The organism is Natrinema sp. CGMCC1.2065, assembly GCF_051225675.1.
In the GTDB taxonomy this organism is placed as follows: domain Archaea; phylum Halobacteriota; class Halobacteria; order Halobacteriales; family Natrialbaceae; genus Natrinema; species Natrinema thermotolerans.
Window position 1 is genome coordinate 39915 of sequence record NZ_JBPJSJ010000016.1, and the last position, 24251, is coordinate 64165.

The 24251-nt window shown below is 63.5% G+C and carries 28 protein-coding genes; 2 read left to right on the forward strand and 26 right to left on the reverse strand.

Annotated features, from left to right (window positions below; genetic code table 11):
* Positions 1-711: 711 nt before the first annotated feature.
* Together ACSBP4_RS15505 and ACSBP4_RS15510 are read left to right on the forward strand one after the other, a co-directional pair.
* The gene (locus tag ACSBP4_RS15505; protein ID WP_435552744.1) at positions 712-891 is read left to right on the forward strand and encodes a hypothetical protein; all 180 of its coding nucleotides are present in this window, start codon (positions 712-714) and stop codon (positions 889-891) included.
* Between the two features lie 40 nt (positions 892-931).
* Positions 932-1594: a hypothetical protein gene (locus ACSBP4_RS15510; protein ID WP_435552745.1), complete on the forward strand. Its 663-nt coding sequence runs from the start codon at positions 932-934 to the stop codon at positions 1592-1594.
* A 49-nt stretch (positions 1595-1643) separates the two neighbouring features.
* On the opposite strand, the gene ACSBP4_RS15515 is transcribed toward ACSBP4_RS15510, so the two are convergent.
* The 26 genes from ACSBP4_RS15515 to ACSBP4_RS15640 all read right to left on the reverse strand — a co-directional run bounded on the left by ACSBP4_RS15515 (position 1644) and on the right by ACSBP4_RS15640 (position 24139).
* A complete protein-coding gene (locus ACSBP4_RS15515) occupies positions 1644-4370 on the reverse strand; it encodes a hypothetical protein (protein WP_435552746.1) in 2727 nt (908 codons plus the stop codon).
* Positions 4370-6616 carry a fibronectin type III domain-containing protein gene (locus tag ACSBP4_RS15520; RefSeq protein WP_435552747.1) on the reverse strand — a complete coding sequence of 749 codons (2247 nt, stop codon included), beginning with the start codon at positions 6614-6616 and terminating at the stop codon, positions 4370-4372. The genes ACSBP4_RS15515 and ACSBP4_RS15520 overlap by 1 nt, the downstream gene beginning before the upstream one ends.
* Positions 6617-7741, reverse strand: a complete 1125-nt coding sequence (locus tag ACSBP4_RS15525; protein ID WP_435552748.1) for a hypothetical protein — start codon at positions 7739-7741, stop codon at positions 6617-6619.
* A 2-nt stretch (positions 7742-7743) separates the two neighbouring features.
* Entirely contained in the window at positions 7744-10212 is a 2469-nt protein-coding gene (locus ACSBP4_RS15530; RefSeq protein ID WP_435552749.1) for a phage tail tape measure protein, read from the reverse strand.
* A 152-nt stretch (positions 10213-10364) separates the two neighbouring features.
* Positions 10365-10856: a hypothetical protein gene (locus tag ACSBP4_RS15535; protein ID WP_435552750.1), complete on the reverse strand. Its 492-nt coding sequence runs from the start codon at positions 10854-10856 to the stop codon at positions 10365-10367.
* Positions 10857-10868: 12 nt separating this feature from the next.
* The gene (locus tag ACSBP4_RS15540) at positions 10869-11387 is read right to left on the reverse strand and encodes a hypothetical protein (RefSeq protein ID WP_435552751.1); all 519 of its coding nucleotides are present in this window, start codon (positions 11385-11387) and stop codon (positions 10869-10871) included.
* Positions 11388-11390: 3 nt separating this feature from the next.
* The gene (locus ACSBP4_RS15545) at positions 11391-11705 is read right to left on the reverse strand and encodes a hypothetical protein (RefSeq protein ID WP_435552752.1); all 315 of its coding nucleotides are present in this window, start codon (positions 11703-11705) and stop codon (positions 11391-11393) included.
* A gap of 148 nt (positions 11706-11853) precedes the next feature.
* Positions 11854-12285 carry a hypothetical protein gene (locus tag ACSBP4_RS15550; protein WP_435552753.1) on the reverse strand — a complete coding sequence of 144 codons (432 nt, stop codon included), beginning with the start codon at positions 12283-12285 and terminating at the stop codon, positions 11854-11856.
* Positions 12282-12410, reverse strand: coding sequence for a hypothetical protein (locus tag ACSBP4_RS15555; RefSeq protein WP_435552754.1), 129 nt, complete (start codon positions 12408-12410; stop codon positions 12282-12284). Before ACSBP4_RS15555 ends, ACSBP4_RS15550 begins: the two co-directional genes overlap by 4 nt.
* On the reverse strand, positions 12407-12793 hold the full coding sequence (locus ACSBP4_RS15560; RefSeq protein ID WP_435552755.1) for an HK97-gp10 family putative phage morphogenesis protein: 387 nt from the start codon (positions 12791-12793) through the stop codon (positions 12407-12409). Before ACSBP4_RS15560 ends, ACSBP4_RS15555 begins: the two co-directional genes overlap by 4 nt.
* A gap of 2 nt (positions 12794-12795) precedes the next feature.
* Positions 12796-13242 (reverse strand): hypothetical protein, encoded by a 447-nt coding sequence (locus ACSBP4_RS15565; RefSeq protein WP_435552756.1) that lies wholly within the window; start codon positions 13240-13242, stop codon positions 12796-12798.
* 8 nt (positions 13243-13250) lie between these two features.
* Entirely contained in the window at positions 13251-13610 is a 360-nt protein-coding gene (locus ACSBP4_RS15570) for a hypothetical protein (protein ID WP_435552757.1), read from the reverse strand.
* 3 nt (positions 13611-13613) lie between these two features.
* Positions 13614-13988, reverse strand: a complete 375-nt coding sequence (locus tag ACSBP4_RS15575; RefSeq protein ID WP_435552758.1) for a hypothetical protein — start codon at positions 13986-13988, stop codon at positions 13614-13616.
* 11 nt (positions 13989-13999) lie between these two features.
* Entirely contained in the window at positions 14000-15151 is a 1152-nt protein-coding gene (locus ACSBP4_RS15580; RefSeq protein ID WP_206536555.1) for a bacteriocin, read from the reverse strand.
* Between the two features lie 11 nt (positions 15152-15162).
* Positions 15163-15654 carry a hypothetical protein gene (locus ACSBP4_RS15585; protein WP_435552759.1) on the reverse strand — a complete coding sequence of 164 codons (492 nt, stop codon included), beginning with the start codon at positions 15652-15654 and terminating at the stop codon, positions 15163-15165.
* 10 nt (positions 15655-15664) lie between these two features.
* Positions 15665-17326 (reverse strand): hypothetical protein, encoded by a 1662-nt coding sequence (locus tag ACSBP4_RS15590; protein ID WP_435552760.1) that lies wholly within the window; start codon positions 17324-17326, stop codon positions 15665-15667.
* Between the two features lie 74 nt (positions 17327-17400).
* Positions 17401-18504: a phage head morphogenesis protein gene (locus ACSBP4_RS15595; RefSeq protein WP_435552761.1), complete on the reverse strand. Its 1104-nt coding sequence runs from the start codon at positions 18502-18504 to the stop codon at positions 17401-17403.
* A gap of 3 nt (positions 18505-18507) precedes the next feature.
* Positions 18508-19971, reverse strand: coding sequence for an anti-CBASS protein Acb1 family protein (locus ACSBP4_RS15600; RefSeq protein WP_435552762.1), 1464 nt, complete (start codon positions 19969-19971; stop codon positions 18508-18510).
* A gap of 3 nt (positions 19972-19974) precedes the next feature.
* On the reverse strand, positions 19975-21339 hold the full coding sequence (locus ACSBP4_RS15605; RefSeq protein WP_435552763.1) for a PBSX family phage terminase large subunit: 1365 nt from the start codon (positions 21337-21339) through the stop codon (positions 19975-19977).
* 3 nt (positions 21340-21342) lie between these two features.
* Complete coding sequence (locus ACSBP4_RS15610; RefSeq protein WP_435552764.1) at positions 21343-21891, reverse strand: helix-hairpin-helix domain-containing protein; 549 nt, start codon at positions 21889-21891, stop codon at positions 21343-21345.
* 3 nt (positions 21892-21894) lie between these two features.
* The gene (locus ACSBP4_RS15615; protein ID WP_435552765.1) at positions 21895-22089 is read right to left on the reverse strand and encodes a hypothetical protein; all 195 of its coding nucleotides are present in this window, start codon (positions 22087-22089) and stop codon (positions 21895-21897) included.
* An 86-nt stretch (positions 22090-22175) separates the two neighbouring features.
* Positions 22176-22445 (reverse strand): hypothetical protein, encoded by a 270-nt coding sequence (locus ACSBP4_RS15620; RefSeq protein ID WP_435552766.1) that lies wholly within the window; start codon positions 22443-22445, stop codon positions 22176-22178.
* 5 nt (positions 22446-22450) lie between these two features.
* On the reverse strand, positions 22451-22840 hold the full coding sequence (locus tag ACSBP4_RS15625) for a hypothetical protein (protein WP_435552767.1): 390 nt from the start codon (positions 22838-22840) through the stop codon (positions 22451-22453).
* 201 nt (positions 22841-23041) lie between these two features.
* Entirely contained in the window at positions 23042-23404 is a 363-nt protein-coding gene (locus ACSBP4_RS15630) for a hypothetical protein (RefSeq protein ID WP_435552768.1), read from the reverse strand.
* Positions 23405-23411: 7 nt separating this feature from the next.
* Positions 23412-23600, reverse strand: a complete 189-nt coding sequence (locus ACSBP4_RS15635) for a hypothetical protein (protein ID WP_435552769.1) — start codon at positions 23598-23600, stop codon at positions 23412-23414.
* Positions 23597-24139 (reverse strand): hypothetical protein, encoded by a 543-nt coding sequence (locus ACSBP4_RS15640; protein ID WP_435552770.1) that lies wholly within the window; start codon positions 24137-24139, stop codon positions 23597-23599. Before ACSBP4_RS15640 ends, ACSBP4_RS15635 begins: the two co-directional genes overlap by 4 nt.
* Between the last annotated feature and the right edge of the window lie 112 nt (positions 24140-24251).

Here is a 24251-nt window from a genome sequence, read left to right on the forward strand (position 1 = left end):
TCCCGACGTCGGCTTTTGGCCGGCGTTTTCATGACCACAGAACCACCGGAGCGACCGCTCACCAGACCGAAAGGTGGCCAAGAGATTGATAGCCCAAGCGCAACTCGATACACCCGGCGAGGGAACGCAGTCGTTGCCCCCTGCACTCCCGTCGACATCTACCCTCGCCCTCCGATTCCACCCGCCGAGAGCGGACATTTATACCGGAAGCCGCGGCCAACGCCGGCGATGCTCACCGCCGATAGGAGGACCTCCTCGTCGCAGTCGCACTGACCGAATTCTCAGTCCACTACGAAGCTACCGACCCCGAACTCTCGAGCGAAGCGTGGCAGCTGGCGGCCGACCGCCTCGTCGAGTACGACGTCGGGCTCGCACTGACCAGTAACCAGATTCAGTTATTATTCGATAGATAGGCCAATAGGTTGATATGAGATCGATCTAAAGCTACAGATGGCGAGGGAAATACAGGTTCAGTCGTTACTGGCCGAATCCGATCCGAGACATCACCTTCCTCTCGCCACGGATGAGATCGGCACACGTCAATAGCCATATTGTCCCCCGGTCTCAGATCAGACCCACCACCCATCGTTTGACACACCACCAATGGGATGGAGGCTACGACGCTGGCTTCCGGCCGGCGTTTTCTCGAGCGATCACAGTTATGCTGATGAATCCTGACCTTTATCCGAGAAGCCGCGGCCAACGCCGGCGATGCTCACCGATCGACAGGAGGACCTCCTCGTCGCAGTCGCACTGACCGAGTTCAGCGTTCACTACGAAGAAGCGGATCCCGAACTATCGCGAAGAGCGTGGCAGTTGGCTGCCGACCGCCTCGTCGATCACGACGTCGAGCCACGCGAGGCCGTCAACGCGCTCGAAATTGGCGAATAGTGGCAACAATATTATCACCGAACCATCCAATTGAGGAGATATGAATCGGCGGAGACTTTTGCTTGGAAGCGGCGCTGCATTTTCAACCGTACTTGCAGGCTGTTCAAGCACCCAAACGGACGACGGGAACGGAAATGGGGAAAGCCAACCTGACAGGACCTCCGCAAAAAAGCCGCTTGAGTCGTGGAAATGGCTGGGGTCCGGCTCTATTATGGAGGACCCTATCTCAATCGGGAATGGTCTGGCAGTGTTTGACGTGGGGTACGAGGGCGATGATTTCAGTCTTCGGGTGTCCCCGCTTGAGGAAGGAGACCCCTACGAACTCAAGATAGACCGCGAGTATGACGGCGCGTCTGCCACGCTATTTGAGGGTGGGGATTATGTCCTTCATGCCGACGGCAACGGCGCACAGTGGAGTGTCGAAATCCGACACCCTCGAGCGGATAGTGGCAGCATACCGGAGACCATCTCCGATGATGGGCCCGTCGTTGCTGGCCCGTTTGAGTTCGATTCGATAGATGTTGCGCATCTCTTACCCCGCCCTGGAACGGAGTTTGAAGTGACTATCTATCCCGCAGAGGGGGACTCCGGCGAACGCTTAACCACTGGAGAGGGAGGGAAGGGTGAAGTCCCAGTCGACTTTGACGGTGTCGGATGGGTTGATGTCCAGACGTGGTTGCCTTGGCAGATCACGTTCGACTGATTTTCCCTTCTGCGCAGTCCCCCAGCTCGCCCCGGCGGTTCCACAGCTGTCACACCCGCTCGCTGTTGCGCTGTAGCCGATCGCTGAGCCCCTGGAGAAAATCGTCCGCCGACGGCCCGTTGCCCAACTCGATCGAAACCTCGCCGTCGCCGTAGCTGATATCGTCGACCTCCCACGGGACGTCACCGGGCAGCCGATCGATATCGATCGCGTCGACGAGCGATGCACCGACCTCCTCGTCGGGGACCGTCACGCTCGCGTCGACGATCGCGTCACCGGTCCGTTCGACCGCGTAGAGGGCGTACTGGTCACACATCTGCTTCGAGGCGAGTCCTGGGATATCCTCGATGATCGTCTTCGGGTTCTCGCCGGCGCCACCCTCGGTGAACTCGCCTCGAGGCTTGACCTCGGCGTCGATCGACACGGTCTGCCCGTCCAAGAGCGCCCCCTCGGAGAGCGCCTTGATCTGGGGCTGTCCGTCCACAGTCGCGTAGCGGATCTGATAGTCCTCTCCTCGAGTGAACTCGGTCTCGCTGCTGGAGTCATAGATCGTCTCCTTTCGCTCGACGATCTTCGCGTCGGGGAACGGCAGGTCCACCCACGAGCCGATCGCGACGTCGACGGTCTGGCGAGTCACCTGGGCAGCGCTGCCGTAGATAACGGCCTTCTCGACGACGTCCTCAGTCTGGCGATCGACCGAGTAGTCCGCGACCTCGGGGTCGATGGTGACCTCACGCTGCCCGAGCTGGGTCCACTCGATCGAGCGCGTGTCGCCATCGGCCTGGACCTCGAAGACGAAGTTGCCGATGTCGGCGACCTCGCGGAGGACGTCGATCAGCTGCCCGTCGAACGACCGGTTGGTCAGCACCGGCGTCGCGTCAAGCACACCCTCGAGGGAGAGCGAGTCGACGCCCTGAGTCTCGTACCCGTAGCGGGGCGTGACATCCCGCGCCGACAGCGTCTCGTCGTATCCGACGGAGACGCGAGCGGCGGCCGTCGTCGACAGCTCCGAGTACGTGATCGAGTGGCTCGAGGCGTCGGTGACTGTGTTCCAGGAACCAGTGCCGTTGCTCCGCAGCGCCAGCGCCGGCGCCGCGTCACCGTTGTCCATCGTGACCTCGAGAGCGACCTCGCTGATCGCCAGCGGCGTTGTGATCTCGCCGAGTTCGACGTCGAGCCGATTGGGGTAGAGCGGCGGATCATCGAGATGGCCGCCGGCCTCGTGGACCTGGTTGTCCCACGTCGACGGATCATGCCAGCGCGTGTCGAAGAAGACGATCAGGTCGACGACGTAGTTGCCGTCAGCCGAGGAGGCTTCGGTGATGACGAGGTCTCCGCTGCTGCTGTCACTCGGCGTGTTCGCAAACAGCCCTGTAAGATCTACCCAGTTCGGACTCGAAGAGTCAGAGTTACTCCACGAGAACGACGTTTCGCCATTGAGGACGAACTCGGTGTCCGGCGCGTCGGTATAGACCCCCTGGCGAACGGCAACACCGAGGTGTTCGCCCGGGATAGTGTACTCGAAGCCCGTCGACGTCCCCGTGTTGGCCGTGTCCGCCGTCCCAGACACGTAGCTGTCGTTACTCGCCGATCCCGTGAGATCCGTGACGTAGCATGTCTGTAGCGGGACGATCCGCCCATCGACGAACTTGAGAGGCATCGTCTCATCGGCGATCGCCGACCGGGCAGCCTCGGAGACTGCCTGCTCGAGCTCGAGGTCAGTGTCGGCGGCCTGGAGTGTGACTGGTTCCTCGTCGACGTCGGGGTTGTCGACGTTGTATGCGTAATCTGTGTAGGTGCTGATGAGGTCGCGCACGAACTCGTGGGTCGGCTGGATGTCGACGTCCTCGACGACGCGCCGATCGAGCTGCGTCCCGCCCCGGCCCTCAAGGACGGTCTGCTTCGAACCAGACCCCTCCTCGAGCCTGCGGTGTTCCAGGACCTCCACGGGCTGGCGATCGCCGTCGTGCCAGACCCGTAGCGGCGCGTCGTCGACGGCGTCCGAGTGCCAGCGCTCTCGAAACGGAACCGGGATCTCGACGCGGGGGAACCCGTTGATCGTCGGCCGGCGGACGGCGCCGTCGAGTGGGTCCGGTGTTAGGACCGTCCCGCTTGGATGGTCGACCTCGAGGTGCCAGCCTCGCGGCGGGACTGCACGATCGGAGAGGCCGATGGTCTCGGTCGTGGTCGACTTGACCCCACTGTCGGCAAATTGCCACTGGGTGAGCGTCCGGACCTGATAGCGGTATGGACGATCAGGGGCGACGGTTTCGTCGGAGAAACTGGCGACGTCGTCGGCGACGGACCCCGCGAGATCGCCGCTCTCGATCGGTGTCTCGCTGGCATACTCGTAGTCTTCGCGCTGCCGATAGATTTGGTGCGAGCCGCGGAAGTCGTTGTTTATCGTCCACTGGACGTCCAGCGAGGTGGCCCCGATGTTCGCGAATGACAGCGAGTCCGAGGCCAGCAGTTTTGTGATCTCCTCAGCAGCGATCCACGAGCCGGTGACATGGTCGGTTTGAGTTCGAATCCGGACGCTGTACTGCTCGCCACCGAGGATGTTCTGAATCGTATGCTGATACGTCCCGTCCCACGGGATCGTTGCTTCGGGTTCATACGGCGGATGATCGCCATCTGGATCGTCGTCGCGAAGTTCGATCCGGAACTCGCCGTTGTTGAGGTTCGCGCTCCAGTTCGCGATCAGCGATTCAGCGTTGCTCGCATCGAGCGCCATTGAGTCGACATCCGGAAGGTCGGTAGTGAACGTGACTGGCATTATTGGTCCTCCGTGGAGGTGTGTTCAGTCTCCGCGACGACCCGCACGTCGTATTCCTCGCCATGCAGAAGACCAGTGATCGTTTCCGCCTCGGTCCCTCGAGAGACGGTACTGAACGTCGTCCACGAGTTCGCATCCGACTGGCGGTACTCGACGCGAGTGTCCCCGTAGTTGTGGGTAGCTGTCCACGAGAGGCTGCCCGAGGTTGCAGTGTTCGCGTCGACGGTGAGGGTCGTTGGAGCGGGGAGGACCGTGATCACGGTCTCGAGAGCCGATGAACTGCGCCACCACGAATCGGTTGAGCCGCGACGGAACTGCTGATAGAGGCTATCGACGCGGATGTCGTACTGCTCGCCGTCGAGAAGTCCCGTCGCGGTGTAACTCGTGGTTTCCACGATACTTGTTTTCGAGAGGCTGTCTCCCGATCCAGATCGCCGCTGTCGCCACTCCTGAAAGTGGGCAGGGGCGTCACTGAGGGAAGCGTTCAGTGTCCACGAGCCAGTGATCTCACCTTCGGTGGTGGCATCGAGTGACAGCGCTGACGGTGCAGCCGGGCTCGTATACTCGTGGAGGATGTCGGAGACGACAACGCGGTCGAACTCGGCGTAGTCACCTGAACCCCCATACCCGACGAGACGGACGCGGTTGTCTGTCGACAGCCACGACGACGGGACCATCGCGGAGACCTCGACCCAGCCCTGCTTGTTGAACTCCCAGCCAAAGTGGCGAAGTGTCTGCCACGCCGAACCGTCGTACCAGTCGATCCCGATGGACTCGCTGCCCGCATCCATCGATCCAGCGGCCATCGCACATTTGACGATGACATCCGACTCGCCAGAGAGATCGCCGAGGGTCTTGCTGACTGAATCGCCAGACTCGAGATGAGCGTAGTATGTCCCTTCATCCGCGCCGGAGATCCCCGAGTCACCGACCGGCTCTTCGCCGGAGAGGACGCCAGAGTCGCCATCTGAAAGGTTCGTCGTATCCCAGTTTCCGAACCCTCCGCTTTCGAAGTCGTCCTCGAAGTAGACGTTGCCCTCGTTGCCGTAGTCGGCGTAGACCCACTCGGAGAACTCAGTATTCGGATTATAGGACCGTAGCCGGAACTGATAGCGGGCATCTTCTTGCAGTTTCGAGTTCGAACTAACACTGAACGATACGCTGCCGCCCCAACTCGTGCTGTTGTCGAAGTAGCTCCAGCTACTATAGCCGTTTCCGGTGTCTTCGCGATATTCGATCTGGGTTCCGTAATGGAGATCGCCTTGCTCAGTCCACGAGATCTCGACCGTATTCGCGTCTGGTCTCGAGACGCTCGGGTTGTGCGGCGGGATCGGCGATGTGTAGACTGTCCCACTAGAGACCCAGCCGGATGTACTATCTGAGGTCTCCGCCCGGACTCGGAACTGGAACGACGAATCGATGCCGACCTGAGAGTCGTAAGAAGAATCACTACTCGGGTTATAGGCCGCAGAGGTCGAGCTTGGCAGCGTTGGCCCTCCAGATGGGTCTTGATAGCCGCTCCCGTCACGGTCTATTTGGACACGATAGTCCTCGGGTATAAACCCGCTACTCGGCTCGTCCCATGAGACTGTAATTTGGTCATCGGTGTCGGTTGTAGCCGAGACGTTCCGGGGTTCGCCCGGCACTTTGGTCATCGGGGCCGGATCGCCGTTGGTCCCAATGCTGACTACGTCGAAGTCTTGATCGATGGGATTGTACGACCCAACCCCAACGTACCCCGACGTAAGGGTACTATCCGACGCTTGGATCATCCATCCGGGCTCGCTGTTGCCATCTTCCCAGATTTTCGCTTTCAGATCCGTTCCTTCGACGCGAAATCGAATCCAGTAAAATGTACTCGTTTGGACGCTAAAACTGGTTTCGGCCATATTAAAGTCGTCGCCACTTTCAGCGTATTTGGTGATGGATAGATCATTGTCGCTTATACCAACGAAATAGCCCACTTCGGAAGTGTTCGTTATTTCTGATCTCACATAGCCATCGAATATATCATTGACAGAAGAGGCTTGGACCTTGTAGAGAAGTTCGACATCTGAGGCGGTCCCTACACTCTCCCAAATTATACTGTACCGTTGATTATCGTCATAGGCTGGGGCGAACTCCAGATAATCCGAATACGTATTCAGATCCCAGTCGTCTTGTTCACTCGCAAAGTTCGGAGTCCAGTCAGTGAGGAGGTCGTCATAATCCGCCCAGTCAGTGAAGTCAGTGTAGTATTGTGCCATCTATCGACGCACCTCGTTCCGGGCCACGAGCCCCTTGCTCGCGTTCGGATCCACGACGGTCGTCGACGCGATCGGCGCCAGCCAGTCCTCGAGCGCCGTCGGGATCGGGCCCGCCTCGTTCGTCGGGATCGTGAAGAGGACGTCCTCGGCGCCGCGGGTGAGGATCGCGTCCAAGGCGAACAACTCGCCGTCGACGTCGAAGGTCAGCTGGGCGCGGTCCCGAGCCATCGCGACGTCCATGAGGTCGACGTCGAACAGCGTGACCGTCGACGGCTGATCGGACTCGAGGCCGACCGTCGTCCAGGTCGAGTTGGTCGCGTCCCAGCGCTGGGCCTCGAGGGTGCCGGCGGCCTCCTCGAGTCGCAGGCGGATCAGCCCGTTGTCGATCACGACCTCGCCGCCGACGCCGGTCTTCGGCGAGAAGACTTGAGCCCAGTCGGCCCTGTCCTCGGATCCTTGGGTATCGAAAACGCTGATGTCGACGTCACCGTCGGCCTCAAGATTGAGGTCGTAGATAAGCGCCGGCGACCCGGTCCCGACTGCAGCCTTGCCGTCGGCGATGTCGAAAATCTCGACGTCGCCGCCGTCGGCGCTGCGATTTTCGATCGGAGTCGCGAGCTGGCGTGCTTCGGACTCGAAGTCAAACCACTGGACCCGATCCGCGACCGCCGGGAGGCCGACCAGGAGCGTCGTATCGTTGCCCCACTCGTGATCGACATCGGTGTTCGGGTCTGTCTCGAGGACTCGGTAGTGCGACTGATCGGTTCCGCTACGGGACAACGTCAGCGGTACTGCGTGGTGATCGTCACCGCCGTCCTGCGAGAGGACGACATCGCGATCGACGCTCGAACCCACGTAGTAGCCCTCGAGGTCGGGCTGGGATGGGATCGAGACCGCAACCGGCGCGAACGTCGGTTGTGAGAGCAGATGCTCGAGTTCCGACGCACGGACCCGGCCTCGCGGACCGTCGGCGACGACGTCGAACGAGATCTCTGGGGCCGGCCCCGCGAGCATCTCCGCCGACCCGCGATCGTCGAGCGGTGTCTGTTCAGTGGTGTCGGGACTGGCCCCGACGCTGATCTGTCCGACTTCGTCGGGTTCGAACTCGAGTGTGTGCAGTTGCATCGCTATGGACCGGTGCTGTTGATCTCCTCTTCGAAGACGCCCTCAGCGGTGTCCTCCATGATTTTCTCGAACTCACGGCAGTTGTGTTCCAGCTCGACGCGCAGCCGGAGCGAGGTGAGATCCTCCCGGAGCAGTTTTAGCTCCTCGAGGATGCTCTGGACAGTAGAGTCGTCGCTCTCGTCCTCATCCCCGCTTCCCGAACTGTCTTCGGCGAGCATCGCTTCGACCGACTGTTCATCGATATCCTCTGACGACATCGAGGGACCCGACGCCGTTTCGGGGGCCTCCGCCCCCTCGATATCGTCCCAGACAGACTGGATGTACTCGGCGCGTTCCTGCTCTTCCTTCAGATCCTGCTGGGCGACGCTCGCGACGGCGTCCTTGTCGACGTCGGTGATGTCCTCTGCGTTCCGGGCGCTTTCGAGTTGCTTCTCGAACTTCTCGATTTCCGACCGTCGTTCCTCGATCTCCCCCCGACGGAACTTGAGCATCCTCTCGCCCTCCTCGGAGATGATGCCGTTCTCCTTTGCACGCTCGAGGCGCTCGACTTCCTCTTTTATCCCGGAGATCTCTGCTTGGCGTTGTCCGATCTCCTCCTGGAGGTGTGACTCGACCTCTTCTGGCTTGATCCCCTCGACGAGGCCGTTCTGGAAGCCACTCCCGAAGTCCTGGCCTGCTTGTTGGCCCATGGATTCGGTGTCGGGCATCTGCTCCTGGAGGTCTTTTTCCGACGGCATCTCGCCCTCGAAGTCTCCGGTGTCCATTTCCTCGCTGACGCTTCCGCTGGTGGTGGCGTCCGGCATCGAGATTCCCATGTCGACATCGCCACCCTCGATCTCGATCCCGGGGATCTTGTTGATCTTGGCGATGACCCAGTCGAGGAAATCACCGAACGCGCCGGCGACTTGTCCCGTCGCGTCCGAGATCCCGAAGATCTTCTCGATGAACCAGTCGATACCGTTGACGATCGGGTCGATCGCCCACTCCGTGTAGTCGCGAACGCCCTTCCAGTTGCGCTGGTAGGCGACTGCGAAGGCACCGACGCCAGCGACCAGCGCCGCGATCGCTGCGACGAGCGCGTAGAGGGGGACGGTGATCGGGCCCAGCGCAACTTGTGCGCCGACGGCGGCAGCTGCCATCCCTGTGAGGCCTCCTTGGGCAGCGATCGTCGACGGGACGAGTGCCCCAGATAGCGCCCCCGAAAGGCCGAGAGACGCCCCAGATAGGACACCGTACGCCCCTGAAAGGGCGACGACCGACTGAGCGAGCAGCCCGGCCATCATAAGGACAGGGCCGAGTGCTGCAGCGACCCCCGCAGCAGCGATGATCGCCTTCTGCTGGCCGTCGCTCAGACCTTGGAACTGTTGAGCGGCCCCTTTGACGTAGCGGGTCGCTGTCGAGAGCATCGGTATCAGTTGCGACCCGATCGCAATACCGACAGACTCGATATTAGATCGGGCCATCTGCATTTGGGCGTTAAGCGTGGCGCGCTGGGTTTGGGCAACGTCCTCGCTCGCGCCTTCGGCCTCGCGAAGCCGTTGCGCGTTCCGTTCGAGCGCGTCCGATCCCTCTGAGATTAGTGCAGCCATCGCCGGCCCCGCCTCGGTCCCGAAGATCCGCGCCGCGTCTCCAGCTTCAACGCCGGCCTCCTCCATGTTCTCGAGAATCTGTGTGAGTGAGAGGACGTTGCCCTCCGCGTCCCGAGTCTGGACGCCCATCTCATCGAGGCGCTTGGTGACTGGCGACGCCTCGTCGGAGATTTGGGACAGAACGTTCCGCAGCGCCGTCCCGGCCTGTTCGCCCTGGATACCGACATCGCCCATCTGACCGATCGCGGCGGATGTCTCCTCGATCGAGACGCCGAGCGACGAGGCAATCGGGGCGACCCGAGACATCGCAGTACTCATGTCCTGCATCGTCTGGTTGTGGTTGGTGACCGTCGCGGTGAGCGTGTCCGTCACTTCGGACATCTCGCTGGCCTCGTAGTTGTACGCCGACATCACGTTCGTCGCGACGTCGGTCGCCTCCGCCATCCGCATGTTCCCGGCCTCGGCAAACGCGGCAACCTGGGGCATCGCTTCCATCGCTTGCGCGGCGTCGAGTCCGGCAGAAGCGAGGTAGTAGTAGCTCTCCGCCGCTTGGTTCGCGCTGTGGGTGGTCGTGTTCGCGACCTGCCTCGCTCTCTCCTCGAGGTCCTCGCGCATCGCCTCGTCGACGTCGCCCATGACGGCGATCGACCGCTGCATCGCCTGGTCGAAGTTCGCCGCCGTACGGGCTGAGAGGGCACCCATCGCGGCGAGCGGGGCCGTGATCCCCATCGTCATCGACTTCCCGGCGGCTGTCAGCTTCTCTCCCGTTTGCTGGGCTCGATCACCGAAGCCGTCGAGATCCCGCTTCGCGGTATCGAGTTTCGACTCGAAGTCGGACTTGTCCAACTCGAGGACGGCGGTGAGTGTTGATATCGTTGGCATAGCTGTCGTGGTGTCGAAAAGTCGTCATATAGAGAACTGATCGCCGAGCTTCTGGCGCTCTTCCTGATACTCTTTATACCGAGTGATCCAGAAGGCCTTCTCCGCCTCGTCCATCGCGAAGAACTCCTCGGGGCGGTAGCGCTGCTCGCGGTTCAGCCACTCGAGGAACCGTCCGATAGGAGAGTCTGCAACATCTCGAGCTGTTGCGACTGCGTCTCGCCCTCTCCAAGCGCCAAAAAATCCTGGTAGAGCTCGCTGACTTCGTCCTCGGTGAACCCGACCGTCTCACGCCAGACCGACGGCTCGTTGAACGATGGATCGACGGCGTGATCGGACAGCGTCTCCTCCATCTGCTCGATTCCGACCTGGGCCTCCTCGAGGAGGTCGAAGATATCAGCATCGTCCTGAGCCTTCTCGAGGACGGCCTGCTGGCGGTCCTCGAACTCCTGCTGTGTCTCGGGGTCGGGATACAGGAACTCGATCTCGACGCCATGGCGTTCGACGGTGAACGTGTCTCGCGATCGGGCGTCGAAGAGTTGCTGGGCCTTCCCGTAGAGTTCAGCCGTCTCGCGCTTCTGTTCGCGCTCCTGTTCTTGCATCGTGTCGAGCGCCGAGTTCGCGGCGCTGGCGTTGGCTACGGTCATGGATCAGTCGGGTTAGGCGCTCGAGTAGTCGATCCAGACATCCCCCTCGATCCAGGTCGTCCACGATGCCGTCGGCGGCGTCGCGGATGGGTCGATCTCCGGCGACGTGACCTCGCAGTCTTCGAAGCGATGCAGGAGCTCGGAATCGGCCACCATGTCGACCGTGCTGAAGTCCGGCTCGTCCGCGAAGTACGCGATCTCGAGGTACTCGTCGCCGTTGATCTTCCGGTCGGAGCTGTCGAACGTGATCTTCCCGTTGGAGTCGGCCACGCCGATCATCTCGAGCGCCTCGAGGTCCGGCGCGATCGCCGACGCGACTTCGACGTCGACCGTGTTGTTCGTTCGGATCCGCTTGGTGCGCCGCTGAGAGCCGGGGTTGAAGTCGTCGTCCGACTCGTCGATCGACACCGAGAGATCGTCTTTAGTGCACAGCCCGAGTACGGTTCGGACTGGATCGGTCCCGCTCTCGTCGCAGTGGACGACCGATACGATACTACCCTCGACTTCGAGATCGTTGGTGATGTCTGCCATAGGTTACTCCTTGAGCGTGATCTGCGATCGGTTGATCTTCGTTTCGCCGTTGAACTCGGCGGTGACCTCGACCAGGTACGTACCCTCGCCGTTCGCGTCGGCGTCGGTGTCCCAGACGTACTCGAACTCGCCGACGTCGTTGTGCGTCATCGCCTGGGCCGAGATCACTTCGGTCCCGTCGCTGTTGGCGGTGATCGTGATGTCGGCATCGGGTGTGTCATCGGTGTCCTGGTCGTCCGGATCGACCGTCCCTGCCGCGTTCGTGTACGCGATCTGGATCGGGACGTCCTCGCCGGCGTAGGCTGATTTGATCGTCATGTTATGGTTCTCCGGGGCCGTAGATGGCCAGTCGGCCGGTCACCCGGCCAGTGTCGTCTCGACCGAACGCCGCATCGGGCTGAGCGTTGGTGAGCTGTGCGTCGACGTGTGCGGTTGGACCGCGGGAGATCTCTCCTGATGGCATAGTCTATCGCGTGTAGGTCGTCGTTAGCCAGTCCTGCGTGAGCGCGAGGCGGTCACCGGTGACCTCAGTCCAGCTGCTCGAGTCGGTGCCGCTGGGCAGCAGTTCCGGCGCGTCGACGGCGACGTCGAGTCGATCGGCGACCGCCGCCATGATCTCGGCCATCCGGAAGGTCGGGGCGTCCTGCTCGGAGCGCCAGGCGTCCTTCGCGATGACCGCGACTTGGACCCGGAACTGCCGCTCGATCGTCGAGAACTCGCGCTGGGAGTTCGAGGTCTCCGTGACCGGCTGGACGCGGACGACGACCGGGTACTTCTGGGGATCTTTCGGCCAACCCTCGTCGATCGCGCTGGTGTCCTTGAGGTGCCCGACGAGCTCGTTGTGGTCCCGCAGGTCGACGATCGTGTCCCGCAGGGCGTCGTGCATTCCGTAGGTCATAGATCGAACTCCATGATCCGCTCTTCGCCGTTGATCGCGCCGACGACGAGCGCGCGGCCGAGTGACGGCCACGTCCAGATCTGTCTAATCTCGAGCGTGACGGTGAGGTCGGAGACGTCGGTCATGCGTTGCCCTCCTGCGCGGCAACGCGGAAGACCAGCTGCTCGATGTCGCGGATCAGCGCCATCTGCTCGCGGTCCATCGCCGGCCGGAGCATCGGTTGCGCGGCCATCTTGCTGGTCCCCTTCTCGACGAACTCGGCGTAGTCCGCGGTGTTGCCGACCTCGGTCATGATCGTCCCGCGTCGAGCCTCGGTCAGCCCCGTCCACGACGCCCGGAGGTTCCCGGTGTCGACAGGGCTGCGCTGCTGGGCTTCCTTCTGGATGTTCTGCTCGGCTTCTTCCATCCGCTTCATGAGCTGGTCGTCAGCACTCTCGACCATGCTCTCGAAGGCCTCTTGAGCGGCGTCGGGGCCGAAGCCGCTCTCGAAATCGAGGTTGGCGTCCATCGTCAGACCTCCATTCTCGTTACCTCGAGTTCGACGTACTCTGGAACGACCGAGTCGAGCCGCTGGACGTTCGGCGGCTGGGTCGCGAACCGACCATCGGCACTCGTGAGGTCGACGCGGTCGTCAGCCTCGATCTCGAGTTCGTAGTTACCCCCCGTGATCGAGCCGACGTCCACTGGATCGACGTACAGCCGATAGACCTCCTGCGGCCATTCCGAGTAGACCTCGCGGATGTACTCGGCGCTGCGCTGCTCGGACCGTACCTCGGCGGCCTCGACGTCGGCCTCGTCGTAGACGACCTCGCCGTCGACGTAGTCCCACTGGTCATCCTCGAGTGACAGCGGTACCCACTCGTAGACCGGCTCGGTCTCGCCGTACGGACCCTCTTTGGATCCGACCTGGCGCTCGACGAAGAACACCGCCTCGTCGTTTTCGAAGCCAGAAAGCATGGGTCAGGTCAGTCCCTCGTGTCGGGGACGCTGATCGATGCGGTCTTGTTCGTCGCACCGATTCCCAGCAGTTCGTCCGTCGCCCCGAGCCGGCGAGCGTCAGCTCGGAGTTCGTCGACGGACGACTCCTCGTAGGACTTCTGTGCGTTCCCGACCTGTTGGCTGCTGGCTGCCCGGTCGAGTTTCGTCGCGATGTGCAGCGCTGCCAGCACGGCCTCGAGGTCGCGCCGGTCTGGCTCGTCGAGGCCGCCGACGTTGTCGTCGCGATCGATATCGCGAGCCTTGCGCTCGATGACCTTCTGGATCTTCTCGTCGCCCAGCTTCGTGTCGATCTCGAGGCGGACATCCGTCGGCGTTGCGGTGGCCATCCGTTACCCCTCGAGTTCGTTCAGTCGCGAGTCGATCGCGTTCTTCGCGGTCGTGCGATCGTCGTTCTGCTTTTCGGCCTCCTTGATCGCGTTGAGGAGGTCGACATCGTCGACATCCGCGATGCGATCTTCCAGCTCTGGGACGTCGAGATCCTTCGGGTGAGGATCGAGACCGTCGACGGCCAGCTCGCCGGTGGCGTCCCCGGCACCGGTGGCCCCTCCGTCGTCGTCGACGTCTTCTTCGACGATCGCGAGCGTACGCGGGTGGCGATCGACGATCCGTTCGGGGACCTCGAGCTCGTCACCGCGAGTGTACTGTTCACGGTCGAACCGGAACTGTGCGCCGGCGACCCGGACGCGGACGGTTGGCTCGCTCATATCAGATCACCTTACGCGTTGATACCGGTGATCCGAGCGATGCCGCGCACGCCGTCCGGCGATCGGCGGACGAACGGCGTCCGGCTCGAGAGGGTCTTGTTGCGCAGGCCGAAGCCGCCGTCGACCTCCCAGTTCGTGTTCGTGACGCCCTGGGCGACGACCATCTGGAAGTACCGCGGATCGTTCAGCAGCAGGATCGCGCTGTCGGCGTCCAGGCGCGGCGCCGGGACGATGTTGAGGTACGGGTACTTCCGCTCGAGGCGCTCCATGATCGGCTCGTCGGTCGCGGAGGTCTCGTAGTCCTCGCGGTCGACCTCGCCCCACAGGGCGCGGGGGACGAAGATCCAGCCGCCGACCTCGGAGACCAGCGGGACGTCGTCCTGATCCTGAACATCGGTCTGATCCTCGACGGTGTCGTGGAGTTCCTTGAAGTCGGCGAGGATCTCTTCCGGGCTGTTGACCCAGCCGTTCGAGCCGCTGGCCTGCAGGATGAGATCGGCGTCGGAGTCGAGGCCCGTTGCCGCGAGGGTGCCGCGGTCGGTCGGAATCTCGCGACCTTCGCCGTTCCAGAGGAGGCCGTGCTCCGAGCGGTTGAGCGCTCGGCGAGCCTCCTGACCGACGCTGGTGTCGAGGTCGTCACCGAACTGCATCGCGTTCTGGACCTCGCGGCTGTCGAACTCGTAGTCGACGTGGTGGATCCAGAGCGGGACGCCGTGGAGGGCGTTCGCAGGCATCTCTTGGACGCTGCGGGCCCGCGCATTCATGCTCCGGTTGGCTTCGAGGCGGGTGGCGCGGAGGCGGTCGAAGTACGCGTAGCGGAAGAGGCTCGCGCTGACGCCGAAGCCAGCGCCGATCAGCTGGTCGATGACCGTCGACTGGACGAACTGGTCGTCGAGGATGGTCTCCGCGTACTCCTGCCAGGAGTCGACCTGCATCGCGGAGTCGGCGGTCAGTTCCGCCGACGGCTGCTTGATCCCGATCGCCTGGTCGAGATCGTCCCACATGTCCGGACCGAGCGGGGACTGGGCGCGGATCTGCTTCCACGCCTGTTCACGCTGTTTTCTGACCGGGTTGAACAGCGCCGTTTCGTGGAGGCGCGACGCCCCCTCGAACTCTTCGGCCATCTGCGGGTCGTGCTGCGTAACGCTATCAGTAGTTGCCATGAATGCTCACCTCAGTAGAACTCCACGAGAACGTGGGTCGGGTCGTCGCCGCTGCTCATCGTCACACCGTCCTCGTCCGCGATCGTCGCGACTGCCTCAGTCGGCGAGCCGCCGCTGATGACCTCGAGGTAGCCGTTGGCGTTCCAGCCGAGGTCGGCGCCCTCGGTGTAGGTGTCGTCGGTGCCGTCGCCGTCGACGTCGGCGTAGGCGACGAGCAGTCGGGCCTCGTCGTGGCTCTGGAAACCGATCGTCTCGACGTTCGAGCCCGCCGGGTAGGTAATCTCCAGCGGGCTCTGATTCGTCTCGACCCCACGGCTGCCGGGGTTGCGCTGTTCGCGAACGACGCGCTTGGTCTTCGAGTCGGCACCGGCGACCGAGTAGCCGCCAGCCCCACGAACGACGCCCTGACCGGGCTCAAGGGCCTCGAGGGCCTCGTCGTCGTCGTAGTCTTCGGCGTCGTTGGTCTGTGCGAGAACCGACGTCTGCGTGTTGAGTTGCGTCATCTATCTCACCTCAGTTCTCCGCGACCCCGGTGCCGTACTCGTCGGGGTCTTCCTCGCTGTTGTCTTCGGCGCCGCCCGCCGCCGGCGAAGCAGATGCCGTGATGCCAGCCGACCCGGGAAGCCCCACGCCGCCGTTGCCGGCGACGCGATCGTGTTCTCGATCGACGAGCGCGTCCGCGGAGGCCATGAGGTCCTCGCGGTCGTCCTCGTCGTACTGGTCGGAGTGGGCGATGATCTCGTCGACCTTCTGCCCCTTCGTGGCTTCTTCCTGGGCCTGGGCGACGAGATCGCCGGCGTTGTCCTCGGTGACGAACCCCTGCTCCTCGAGGGCGGCCTTCGCCTCGGCAGGCGTCATCTCTCCGAGCGTCTTGCCGTCGCTGCCGTTGTCCGGGTCGTCGTTGCTACCACCGTCGCTGCCACCGTTACTGGCGGCGTCCTCGGCGGCGAGTTCGTACGTCTGTTCGAGTACGGTGTCGTCCATCGCCTCGAGGGACTCCTTGTCGAAGTCCGCGTTGGCGGTCAGGAACGTGATGTACTGCTCTCGAGTGTTGTCGTCCATGTCTGTCGTAGGAGTGTCGTCCACAGGGGATTCCGCCCCTATCGTTTGCGTACCAGTCTTCTGTCCACCGCCGGCGCCGGCCGTGACGTCCGCTTCTGGCGGAGCCACACCGACGAACGCCGAGTCGTAGAAGTAGCCACCGTCAGCGCTCGTGATGAGGTCCAGCATCTCGCCGTCCTCGCTCGCGTAGTGAAGCGCGACGTAGACGTCGGCATCCTCCTCAAGCGGCTCGTCCAGATCGATCGCCTGATCGGTGAGGAGTTCGCCGGCCGAGACTGCGTCAGCCTCGCCAATCGAAGGGCTAAGTCCTGGACCGATGTCCGGGTACTCGGTACCCTCGAGATGAGCGCACGCCATCCAGCGAGCGTCTTCGAAGCCGGCTTCAGCGACGCGGATCGCTTCGCCGTCGCTGGTCTGCGGCTCTACACGGATGAAGCCACGCCGGTCACCGCGATCGCCGATGATACCGAACTTCCGAGCCAGTCGTTCGACCAGGCTCTCGGTGTCATCGTCTGCGGCACCGTCATCGTAGGCAGCGGTCAGCTGGTCGCGGAAGTCTGTGGAATGCGTGAACGACGCCAGCGCCTCGTTCGGGCCCCACTCCGCGGTGTTCGATGGACTGTCGCCCTTCGAGACCACGGAGAGGTCGAGGAACTTGATGTTCGACGCCTTGACGTCGGCCTCGGGATCATCGTACGGCTCGACCTGGAATCGTGGGTGGACAGAGACCTCGTACGTCCCGCCACGAACGCCGTCGGCGATATCCCGATCATGGGTCGTCGCTTCGTAGCCGACTGCATCTGCTTCCTCGATCCAACCCGCCTTCGGGACCTTTCCGACCGTTTCGTCGGTCGGCGGCGGGTATACCGGACGGCCGCCGTCGTCTTCGGGATGGTCGGTCGTGAGCGGTTCGCCAGCCTGAGACTCAGCTGCCTTCTGGAGTTCCTCCGCAGGCATCAGGACTCGTGTCCCGTCGTCCATGTGGAGGATGTCCCCAGCAGCGACCGCGATGCCGCTGAAGCGCCATGGCGGCTCATCATCGTCGTCTTGACCTGCGGTTAGCCGAGCCGTTCGGGCCGACACCCGCAGGTCATGCGTATCGTTGTTCTTCATGGTTGCATCGGCCCAGGACCTCGCCCCTCACCGCTCGCGCGGTGGGTGTCGTACGGGGGTCATCGGGCCCGGGATTAAGCTGCCGTCTGAGTTGGTGAGAAGTGAGCGACCAGTTCCTGGGCGCCGTCGACGTCCGTCGCTGCGAGCGCCTCGTAGCGCTCACGCGACTCGTCGACGAACGCACCAGTACGGTACATCGCGACGAACTCGTGGGGGTGTGCCTCCAGCGCCGCTGCGGCGGCCTCGTTCACGATCGGGATCACCGCGCAGCGACACTGCGGATGGATCGGTGGCTGGTTCTCTGAGCCCTCGAACTCGTCGAGCGTCCAGGGGCCGCGCTGGGCGACCGAGGCACACCGATCGCAAACGCGCTGGTCGCCGGCGGTCTGGACCTGCACCTCTGGCTCGAGGCCAACTGAGTTGATACCCTGCTGCCGGTAGCGCTCGATCGTCGACTGCGTGTGGGCGTTGATCGTCTCGGTCCTCGCAAGAACTGTTGCCCGCGTCTTCCCGATCTTGTTGACCCGATCGGTGATCCGGCGCGCCATCTTCGTCGGGTTCTCGCCGGCCGCGATCCCGTCGGCTAGTTCGCGGGTGACCTGCTGGGCGACCGCGTTGGTGATGCCCTCGAGTTCGGCATAGTTCCGACTGAATAGGACCTGCAGCTTCCGCTCGTGAACCGGCATCTCGACCAACTCCCGGGCCGCCTTGGAACCGGTCGACTCGATATCGAGGCCAGCTTGGCGAAGGTTCGTGTCGGCGTCCTCAAGGCCGCGCTCGTACGCCCGGCGTACCCAGACGTTCTCGTCGCGATCGATGACCTCGAGGACCTCCGATTCCTGAGCGGTCTGGAGCCACTCCCGGAAGCGCTCGATGCGCTCGCTCGGCGGAACCGTGCTGAGGTCCGGTGGCTCATCGACCGCCCGTAGCTCGACGTCGCGATCCGCGGACGCGAACGTGTCGAGCAGCTCCTCGACCTGCTCGTCAGAGAGATCGTCGTCGCGAAGGCCGAAGATGTCCTCCTCGATGACGGCGTCGCGGATCGTACTGTTGATCCGACCGAACGCCCCGCGGAGTCGGCGAGCGTACGTCTGCCGGATCGTCTTCGTCTTAGTCGGATCCTGCTGCTGGGCATGGAGGTGGTGCCGGTCGCCGGATAGGGAAGCAGCGCTGCTCATGTCTCAGTCATCAGCCTCCGCGGAACCGAACGCGGACTCGAACTGTGCCGCGACCTCCGGATCAGCTTCGTCCAGTTCCGGGAGGTCAGCGTCCTCGAGCTCGGACGGGAGATCGCCGTCCTCGATGAACTCCAGCTGCTGCTTGGGGGTGAGGACGCCGGGCGCGACCTGCAGCCACGTCTCGAGGACCTCGGCCCGAGTCTTGCGGATCTCTGCCTGGTCCGACTCGGACATCTCGGCCAGCGGCTGCCAGTCGACCTCGTAGCCCTCGCCTCGAGGCTCAGCGATCGTACCGATGTCCTGGAGTCGGTCGATGGTCGCACGGACGATCTGCGGCTCGACGAACTCGTTTCGCCGCTCGGCTATCTTGCCGTACCACTCCTTGAGGTCCTGCGTGGTGGCCCGCTCGCCGGTTTCGTTGCCCTTCAGGACAGACTGGGGAAGACCCGTCTGGGCACTGACCGCCTCGATGTTCGGGTCGATGACCGGCTGCGGGTCGATATCCTCGCCGCCGAGACTCTTGACGTCGTCGGCGCCGTGGGTCCGAAGGACGTTCTCGAGGCCGTGTTGCCAGCGCTGGAGGTGTTCGCGGAGTTCGTCACCGTCGTCCTCGAGGTTGAAGTCCTCGGAGATGTTGATGTGGATACCCCACGCAGCGGCTCGGTAGACGAGTTGGCCGGCGGCGCCGAGCGTCTTCTCGATGTCGACCAAGTTGTTGTAGACCGGCTTCTGCCGCGGGATGCCTCGAAGCTCGTCGTCCAGAAGCTCGTCCGACGGGATGTGGATGACCCGCTGCCAGTGGACGTCGACCGTCTCGTCTCCCTGATGCTGGATCACGGTCTCGTACTCGTTCTCGTCCGAGAGGTCGAGCGTATACTCGACCGGGTCACCCCAGCGCCCAGAGCCAGGCCCACCGACTGCGACATCTGTAACCGACGCTCTTGAGAACGGACGGAGTCCCGTCAGTTCGGCGCCGGCCTCGACTGGGCTCGAGAAGCCGTCGGGATCGTCGACGTCGTCGAACTCGAGGACGAGTACGCCGAACTTCCCGATACCGGCGAGCTTGTCGGCTCGTTTCGCGTAGTGCCACAGTTGGTGATCGTCGACGAGTTCCTGGACGTCGCTCTCGAACTGGGTCTGGTCGGTGCCCTCTGGGGGCTCGTCCCTATCGTCGATCTGCGGCGGATCACGCCAGGTCGTCGACGGCGGCAGGAACGTGACAGCATAGGCGTAGGGGTTCCGCAGCGCGAGGGCGAAGAAGTCCTCGACGGTCGGGTTCTTGTCCCAGCTGAAGACCTCGTAGTAGTCCTCGTCGCCGGGGATATTCTCACCCAGCGCCTGGGCGAGTGCGAACCGCATCTGAAACTCCTGCCGGGCCGAGAGCCCATCGTCTTGTGCGACCAGTTCGGCCTCCCGGCCGCCGCCGGCGGAGTCGTCCGTCTCGTCTGTTGTAGAAGTGTCAGTCATGGATTACCACGTCCCCGACCCGCTTGGGTCGTTATCGTCGCTATGTTCGTGAGTGAAGACCGCGTAGCGGAGCGCGTCCATGATGTGGTCGTTCTCCTTCTTCGGCTTCTCCGACTCCCGGCCGTCCTTGTACTGGTAGGCGTGGAACTCGTTGATCGTCTCCTGGCAGAGATCGTGGACGCGGAGTTCGTCACGCTTCGCCGCCACGGCCTTGATGCCCTCCTCGACCGACTTGTCGGACTTCCGAGCGTCGAAGCCGTCCTCCTGGAGTTCGTTGATCGACTTCGGCTCGGCCGAGTCGCAGTAGACCGGGCCCGCACCGTGATCGTCCTCCATCTGCTCAAGCTCAGCAGCGATGTCGTCGTTGCCCATCCGCCGGGACTTGCGCTCCTCGGCGACGTACCAGCGGTCGCCGTGGATCCGGATGGCGATGATCGCCGCGTGGTTCGAGAAGCCCCAGTCAACGCCGTAGATCGTCTCGTCCCAGCTGTCCGGAAGAGCATCGGACTCGACGATGTGTTCGTCGCGGTCGAACCACGGGTAGACGAGGCCGTCGAACTGGGTGAACGCGCCCTCGACCTCCTGCTGGTAGTACGAGCCGGAGTACTCGTCCTCGAGGCGCTCGATGTAGTCGTCCGGGTTGTGGGGGTTGAGCCAGGACGGGACACCGAAGACGCCGCGGACCCGGTCGGACTCGCGGACCTCGTAGACGTCGTCGTGGACGATCTCGGCGTCGTCCTCGTAGAAGCGATCGTAGACCCAGTTGAAGCCTCGAGGCGTCCCAGTCAGGAACGCGTTCCGGTAGTTCCCGACCCGGAGACGGCCGGAGAGGACTTCCCAGGCGCGCTCGGCGACTGACGCCGGCTCGTCGATCCCGACCCACGCGAGGTTCGGGCCACGGAGACGACGGATCTTGCGCTCGTTAGACGCCGTCTGCAGGATGATGCGCGAGCCGCTGGGCGTGTGGACGCCGGGCTCTTCGCCGCCAGGCCCGACATAGTCGCACACCTCGAGGAGGCCGAACTCTCGCATCGTCGGGAGGATGGCGTTCTTGATCGTCGGCCAGTCCGGGGCGATGAGTGCGCCCAGCTCGCCACGATTCCAGCGCTCGGCGTTCGCCCAGGCGCGCATGATGAGTGTCGCCGTCTTGCCGGCGCCGAGTCCCGAGATGATGACGTGGTTCGAGGCGTCCGACGAGATCGCGGCGTCGCCCTCGGGTCCGGCGAGGAAGTCCTCCTGGGGGGCGAGGCCAGTGTCCGGATGGACGTACGGCCGGACCTCTCGAGAGTCCCGTTGCCGGTCGAAGATCGTGTAGCTCGGCTCGGGGAATTCCTCAGCGTACGACGTCGTAGATCGAGTTGTACTCATGGGTCAGTCCTTCTCCGATGTGAGGTAGACTTCGACGCTGCCCGAGCCGGCGTCGTCGTCATCGTGTTCGCCCCACGACTCGGGGTAGCGGTTTTTCAGCACCGAGAGGATCGTCCGGGCGTCTCCGTTCTCGCGGGCCATCTCGAGGAGATCGTCGACGAGCTTGGCCTCGCCGGCCCCTCGCGCGCTCGCGACCCTGTCCGCGAAATCCGCGTAGATTCCTTCCTCCTGGTCGTCGGCTTTCTCGAGCCACTCGTAGAACGTCGTCTGCCCGATGCCGTTGCACCGGCAGGCTGCAGCGACCGAGTGACCGTCCTCGAGCATCGTCGCGATCGCCTCCTGGCGCTGTTTCGTGAGCTTCGGATCGCGACCGCGGTGGGTGCCCTCTCCCTCGAGGATCCCCTTCGCCGACTTCTCGCCGATCATATGGACGTCGGCGAGTTCGTCGACGCTCGCTGCGAGGACGTCGTCGACGTTCTCGAAGCCAGCCTCCTCAAGCGCCTCGGCTATCGCTGGCCCGACGCCGTCGATCTCGGTGAGGTCCTCAGTCATGAGTCAGTCCTTGCGGTCGTGGTCTCGAGGCGGCTCGTTCGCGATCGTGTACTCGAGAATTTCCGGCCCGACGAGGATCGCGCCGATGATCGTCAGCGACGTCATCGGATCGGCGCCCTGTTGCATCGCGAGGATGCCACCGACGACGCCGACCAGCTGCGTTGTCGCCTTGATCGTCTTGTAAACGGCGAGCGTCACGTGGAATCGCCTCGAAACGGCTTCGTTGCACTCCCGGATCGATTCGCGGGTCGTTGATTTGTGTTGTCTCGTCGCCATGGCATCTATCAGTCCTCTGGGCTTCCGCTCTCGTCACCGTCGGATTGCAGATCGTCGACGGCCTGGACGCCCTCGCCCATCGCGTCGTCCCAGAGGTAGTAGCCCGCTCCGACGGCGATCGCGACCGCGCCGAGTAGGATCAACGAGTCGGGCTGTCGGCCAGTCCACTCCATCGCCAGCCACGTCCCGAAGAACGCGAGTAGGATGGCGCCGGCGATAGCGGTCTTGGCCGTCGTCTTGTGTCCTGTACTGCTACCTGAGTCGGTGTCGGGTGTCATGTGTATCAGGAAATGATGCCGTGAACGTAGGCCTCGAACAGCCAGTCCAGCGGCGTCCAGATGCTGAGGGCATGCGAGGCCCAGTCGTCCCACATCGCGTAGACGCCGAACGCGGCCACCCAGAAGGACGGCCTCGAGGCGTACCGGCGAAAGCGGACGAGGCCAGCGGTCGTGATCACCGTCCCGATGAAGGTGCCTGCAGCGCCGGCGACGACGTAGTACCGCCAGAGCATCACGAACGAAAAGAGGCCGGCAACGACGCCCAGCGAGAGCATGAGCGGCTCTCGGTCGGTGAAACGGTCCCAGGAGTACGTCGCGGCCCAGGCCGTGAGGAGCGCACCCCACGTGAAGTGGTGCGGTGCGAGCGTCGCTCCGTCTGGTTGTGTCTCGATCATCTGTGAGTATGGAAAGAGGTGCGCCGGGTCTCGGGTGTGTCAGCGAGAGGCCTTCCCGGCCTGATCCCGGCGCGGGTCGGGACGGCCCGTGGACGTCTGGTAGTCGCGGGTGCCTCCGTCCCGAAGCGGGCGGGAACGAGTGGGGATCCCTCAGTCCGACGGGGTGGGGGCGACGTCGGACGTCATCGGGGAGACGTTCGGTTAGGAAGAGGCCGGCTCGTCAGGAACGACCACGAAGCGGTCGTCATCCTGCTTCGACTCGTCGGTCGTGACCAGCGGGCCGGCCCACTCGAGCAGCTCGTCCTCTTCGAGTTCATTCCACAACCGGACGTGCTTGTTGAGGTCCGCGACGAGTTCGAGGACGTCGTCGTAATCGGCTGGGTCGATCTCGTCGACCGTCCCAGCGTGGCCGTCCGGTATGACCATGACCTCGTTACCCCCTGCAGTGAGGTGGAGACCCTCGTACTCGGTGGTCTCCCCCATCGGGAGGTCGCCGTTGATGACGTCGTAGAGGTCGTACTCGCTATACGGGTCGATCGGTGCGTCGGGATCTTTCGGTTCCATGGGTGGATCAGTTGGTGAGTGGTTGGATCGATGCCCGACCCGTCGTGATCGTCGTGCCGTTGGCGTCGACGACGATCTCCGAGCGCGGTTCGCCCCAGGTCGGTTGCCAGCGGACTTCGTCGACGACGCCCTCGAGGCGACGGCCGGCGAAGCGGACCTCAACGGGCAGCCCCGGTTCGATCGGGTGGACGGTCATCGTCGATCGCGGGCCTCGCGGACGGCGATCGTGGTCGCGGCCTCGAAACACTCCGTGTCGTAGCTCGAGAGGTCCTCTTGCGACTTGAGGTGGCCCACGAGGTGTTTCAGGAGGTCCAGTTGGACCGGTTCGCCGACCTTCGCGAGTCGATCAGCGAGTGTTTCAGCACGAGCGAGCGCCTTTCGACGGCTCAGCGGATCCGAGTCAGCCCGGCCGGCGATCGACCCGCAGTCCTCGCAGACCGTTCGGACGGGGTACTTCGCGATCGCCGTGTTGTCGACCTGCTGGGATCCGACGCACGGGCCTTCGGGCCCGATCTCGCCGGGTTCGGTCGGCCAGAGTCGGACCGTCTCGGCCCGCGTCGCCTTGGACTCGAGGTCGCGGCCCTGGGTCCCCTTCGAGACGCGTCGATGGTCGCTCTTGATGCGACAGAAGCAGTTAGAGCATGTCTCGTGGTTGTTGAACACGTAGCGCCGGAAGACACGGTCGGGTTCGTCGCGGCCCTGGACCTCGTCGATGGTGTGGGCTGTGGTGGACATGGTGATCGCTCGGAGAAGCCGATGGCTGTCGGCCACCCCCCGATGTCGTCGTTGCCTCGATCGGGGAGCGATAGGAGACAGCCGTTGCTACCCAGTATGTGTCCACGTTTAC

Bases quoted from the DNA above. Each gene is read 5' to 3' on its own strand.
- ACSBP4_RS15600 (WP_435552762.1), bottom strand. From the start codon at position 19,971: ATGACTGACACTTCTACAACAGACGAGACGGACGACTCCGCCGGCGGC.
- ACSBP4_RS15575 (WP_435552758.1), bottom strand. From the start codon at position 13,988: ATGAGCGAGCCAACCGTCCGCGTCCGGGTCGCCGGCGCACAGTTCCGG.
- ACSBP4_RS15505 (WP_435552744.1), top strand. From the start codon at position 712: ATGCTCACCGATCGACAGGAGGACCTCCTCGTCGCAGTCGCACTGACC.
- ACSBP4_RS15620 (WP_435552766.1), bottom strand. From the start codon at position 22,445: ATGACACCCGACACCGACTCAGGTAGCAGTACAGGACACAAGACGACG.
- ACSBP4_RS15540 (WP_435552751.1), bottom strand. From the start codon at position 11,387: ATGGCAGACATCACCAACGATCTCGAAGTCGAGGGTAGTATCGTATCG.
- ACSBP4_RS15515 (WP_435552746.1), bottom strand. From the start codon at position 4,370: ATGCCAGTCACGTTCACTACCGACCTTCCGGATGTCGACTCAATGGCG.
- ACSBP4_RS15585 (WP_435552759.1), bottom strand. From the start codon at position 15,654: ATGACGCAACTCAACACGCAGACGTCGGTTCTCGCACAGACCAACGAC.
- ACSBP4_RS15570 (WP_435552757.1), bottom strand. From the start codon at position 13,610: ATGGCCACCGCAACGCCGACGGATGTCCGCCTCGAGATCGACACGAAG.
- ACSBP4_RS15595 (WP_435552761.1), bottom strand. From the start codon at position 18,504: ATGAGCAGCGCTGCTTCCCTATCCGGCGACCGGCACCACCTCCATGCC.
- ACSBP4_RS15580 (WP_206536555.1), bottom strand. From the start codon at position 15,151: ATGGCAACTACTGATAGCGTTACGCAGCACGACCCGCAGATGGCCGAA.
- ACSBP4_RS15625 (WP_435552767.1), bottom strand. From the start codon at position 22,840: ATGATCGAGACACAACCAGACGGAGCGACGCTCGCACCGCACCACTTC.
- ACSBP4_RS15510 (WP_435552745.1), top strand. From the start codon at position 932: ATGAATCGGCGGAGACTTTTGCTTGGAAGCGGCGCTGCATTTTCAACC.
- ACSBP4_RS15530 (WP_435552749.1), bottom strand. From the start codon at position 10,212: ATGCCAACGATATCAACACTCACCGCCGTCCTCGAGTTGGACAAGTCC.
- ACSBP4_RS15605 (WP_435552763.1), bottom strand. From the start codon at position 21,339: ATGAGTACAACTCGATCTACGACGTCGTACGCTGAGGAATTCCCCGAG.
- ACSBP4_RS15635 (WP_435552769.1), bottom strand. From the start codon at position 23,600: ATGACCGTCCACCCGATCGAACCGGGGCTGCCCGTTGAGGTCCGCTTC.
- ACSBP4_RS15610 (WP_435552764.1), bottom strand. From the start codon at position 21,891: ATGACTGAGGACCTCACCGAGATCGACGGCGTCGGGCCAGCGATAGCC.
- ACSBP4_RS15550 (WP_435552753.1), bottom strand. From the start codon at position 12,285: ATGACCTACGGAATGCACGACGCCCTGCGGGACACGATCGTCGACCTG.
- ACSBP4_RS15630 (WP_435552768.1), bottom strand. From the start codon at position 23,404: ATGGAACCGAAAGATCCCGACGCACCGATCGACCCGTATAGCGAGTAC.
- ACSBP4_RS15545 (WP_435552752.1), bottom strand. From the start codon at position 11,705: ATGACGATCAAATCAGCCTACGCCGGCGAGGACGTCCCGATCCAGATC.
- ACSBP4_RS15535 (WP_435552750.1), bottom strand. From the start codon at position 10,856: ATGACCGTAGCCAACGCCAGCGCCGCGAACTCGGCGCTCGACACGATG.
- ACSBP4_RS15640 (WP_435552770.1), bottom strand. From the start codon at position 24,139: ATGTCCACCACAGCCCACACCATCGACGAGGTCCAGGGCCGCGACGAA.
- ACSBP4_RS15555 (WP_435552754.1), bottom strand. From the start codon at position 12,410: ATGACCGACGTCTCCGACCTCACCGTCACGCTCGAGATTAGACAGATC.
- ACSBP4_RS15525 (WP_435552748.1), bottom strand. From the start codon at position 7,741: ATGCAACTGCACACACTCGAGTTCGAACCCGACGAAGTCGGACAGATC.
- ACSBP4_RS15590 (WP_435552760.1), bottom strand. From the start codon at position 17,326: ATGAAGAACAACGATACGCATGACCTGCGGGTGTCGGCCCGAACGGCT.
- ACSBP4_RS15520 (WP_435552747.1), bottom strand. From the start codon at position 6,616: ATGGCACAATACTACACTGACTTCACTGACTGGGCGGATTATGACGAC.
- ACSBP4_RS15565 (WP_435552756.1), bottom strand. From the start codon at position 13,242: ATGCTTTCTGGCTTCGAAAACGACGAGGCGGTGTTCTTCGTCGAGCGC.
- ACSBP4_RS15560 (WP_435552755.1), bottom strand. From the start codon at position 12,793: ATGGACGCCAACCTCGATTTCGAGAGCGGCTTCGGCCCCGACGCCGCT.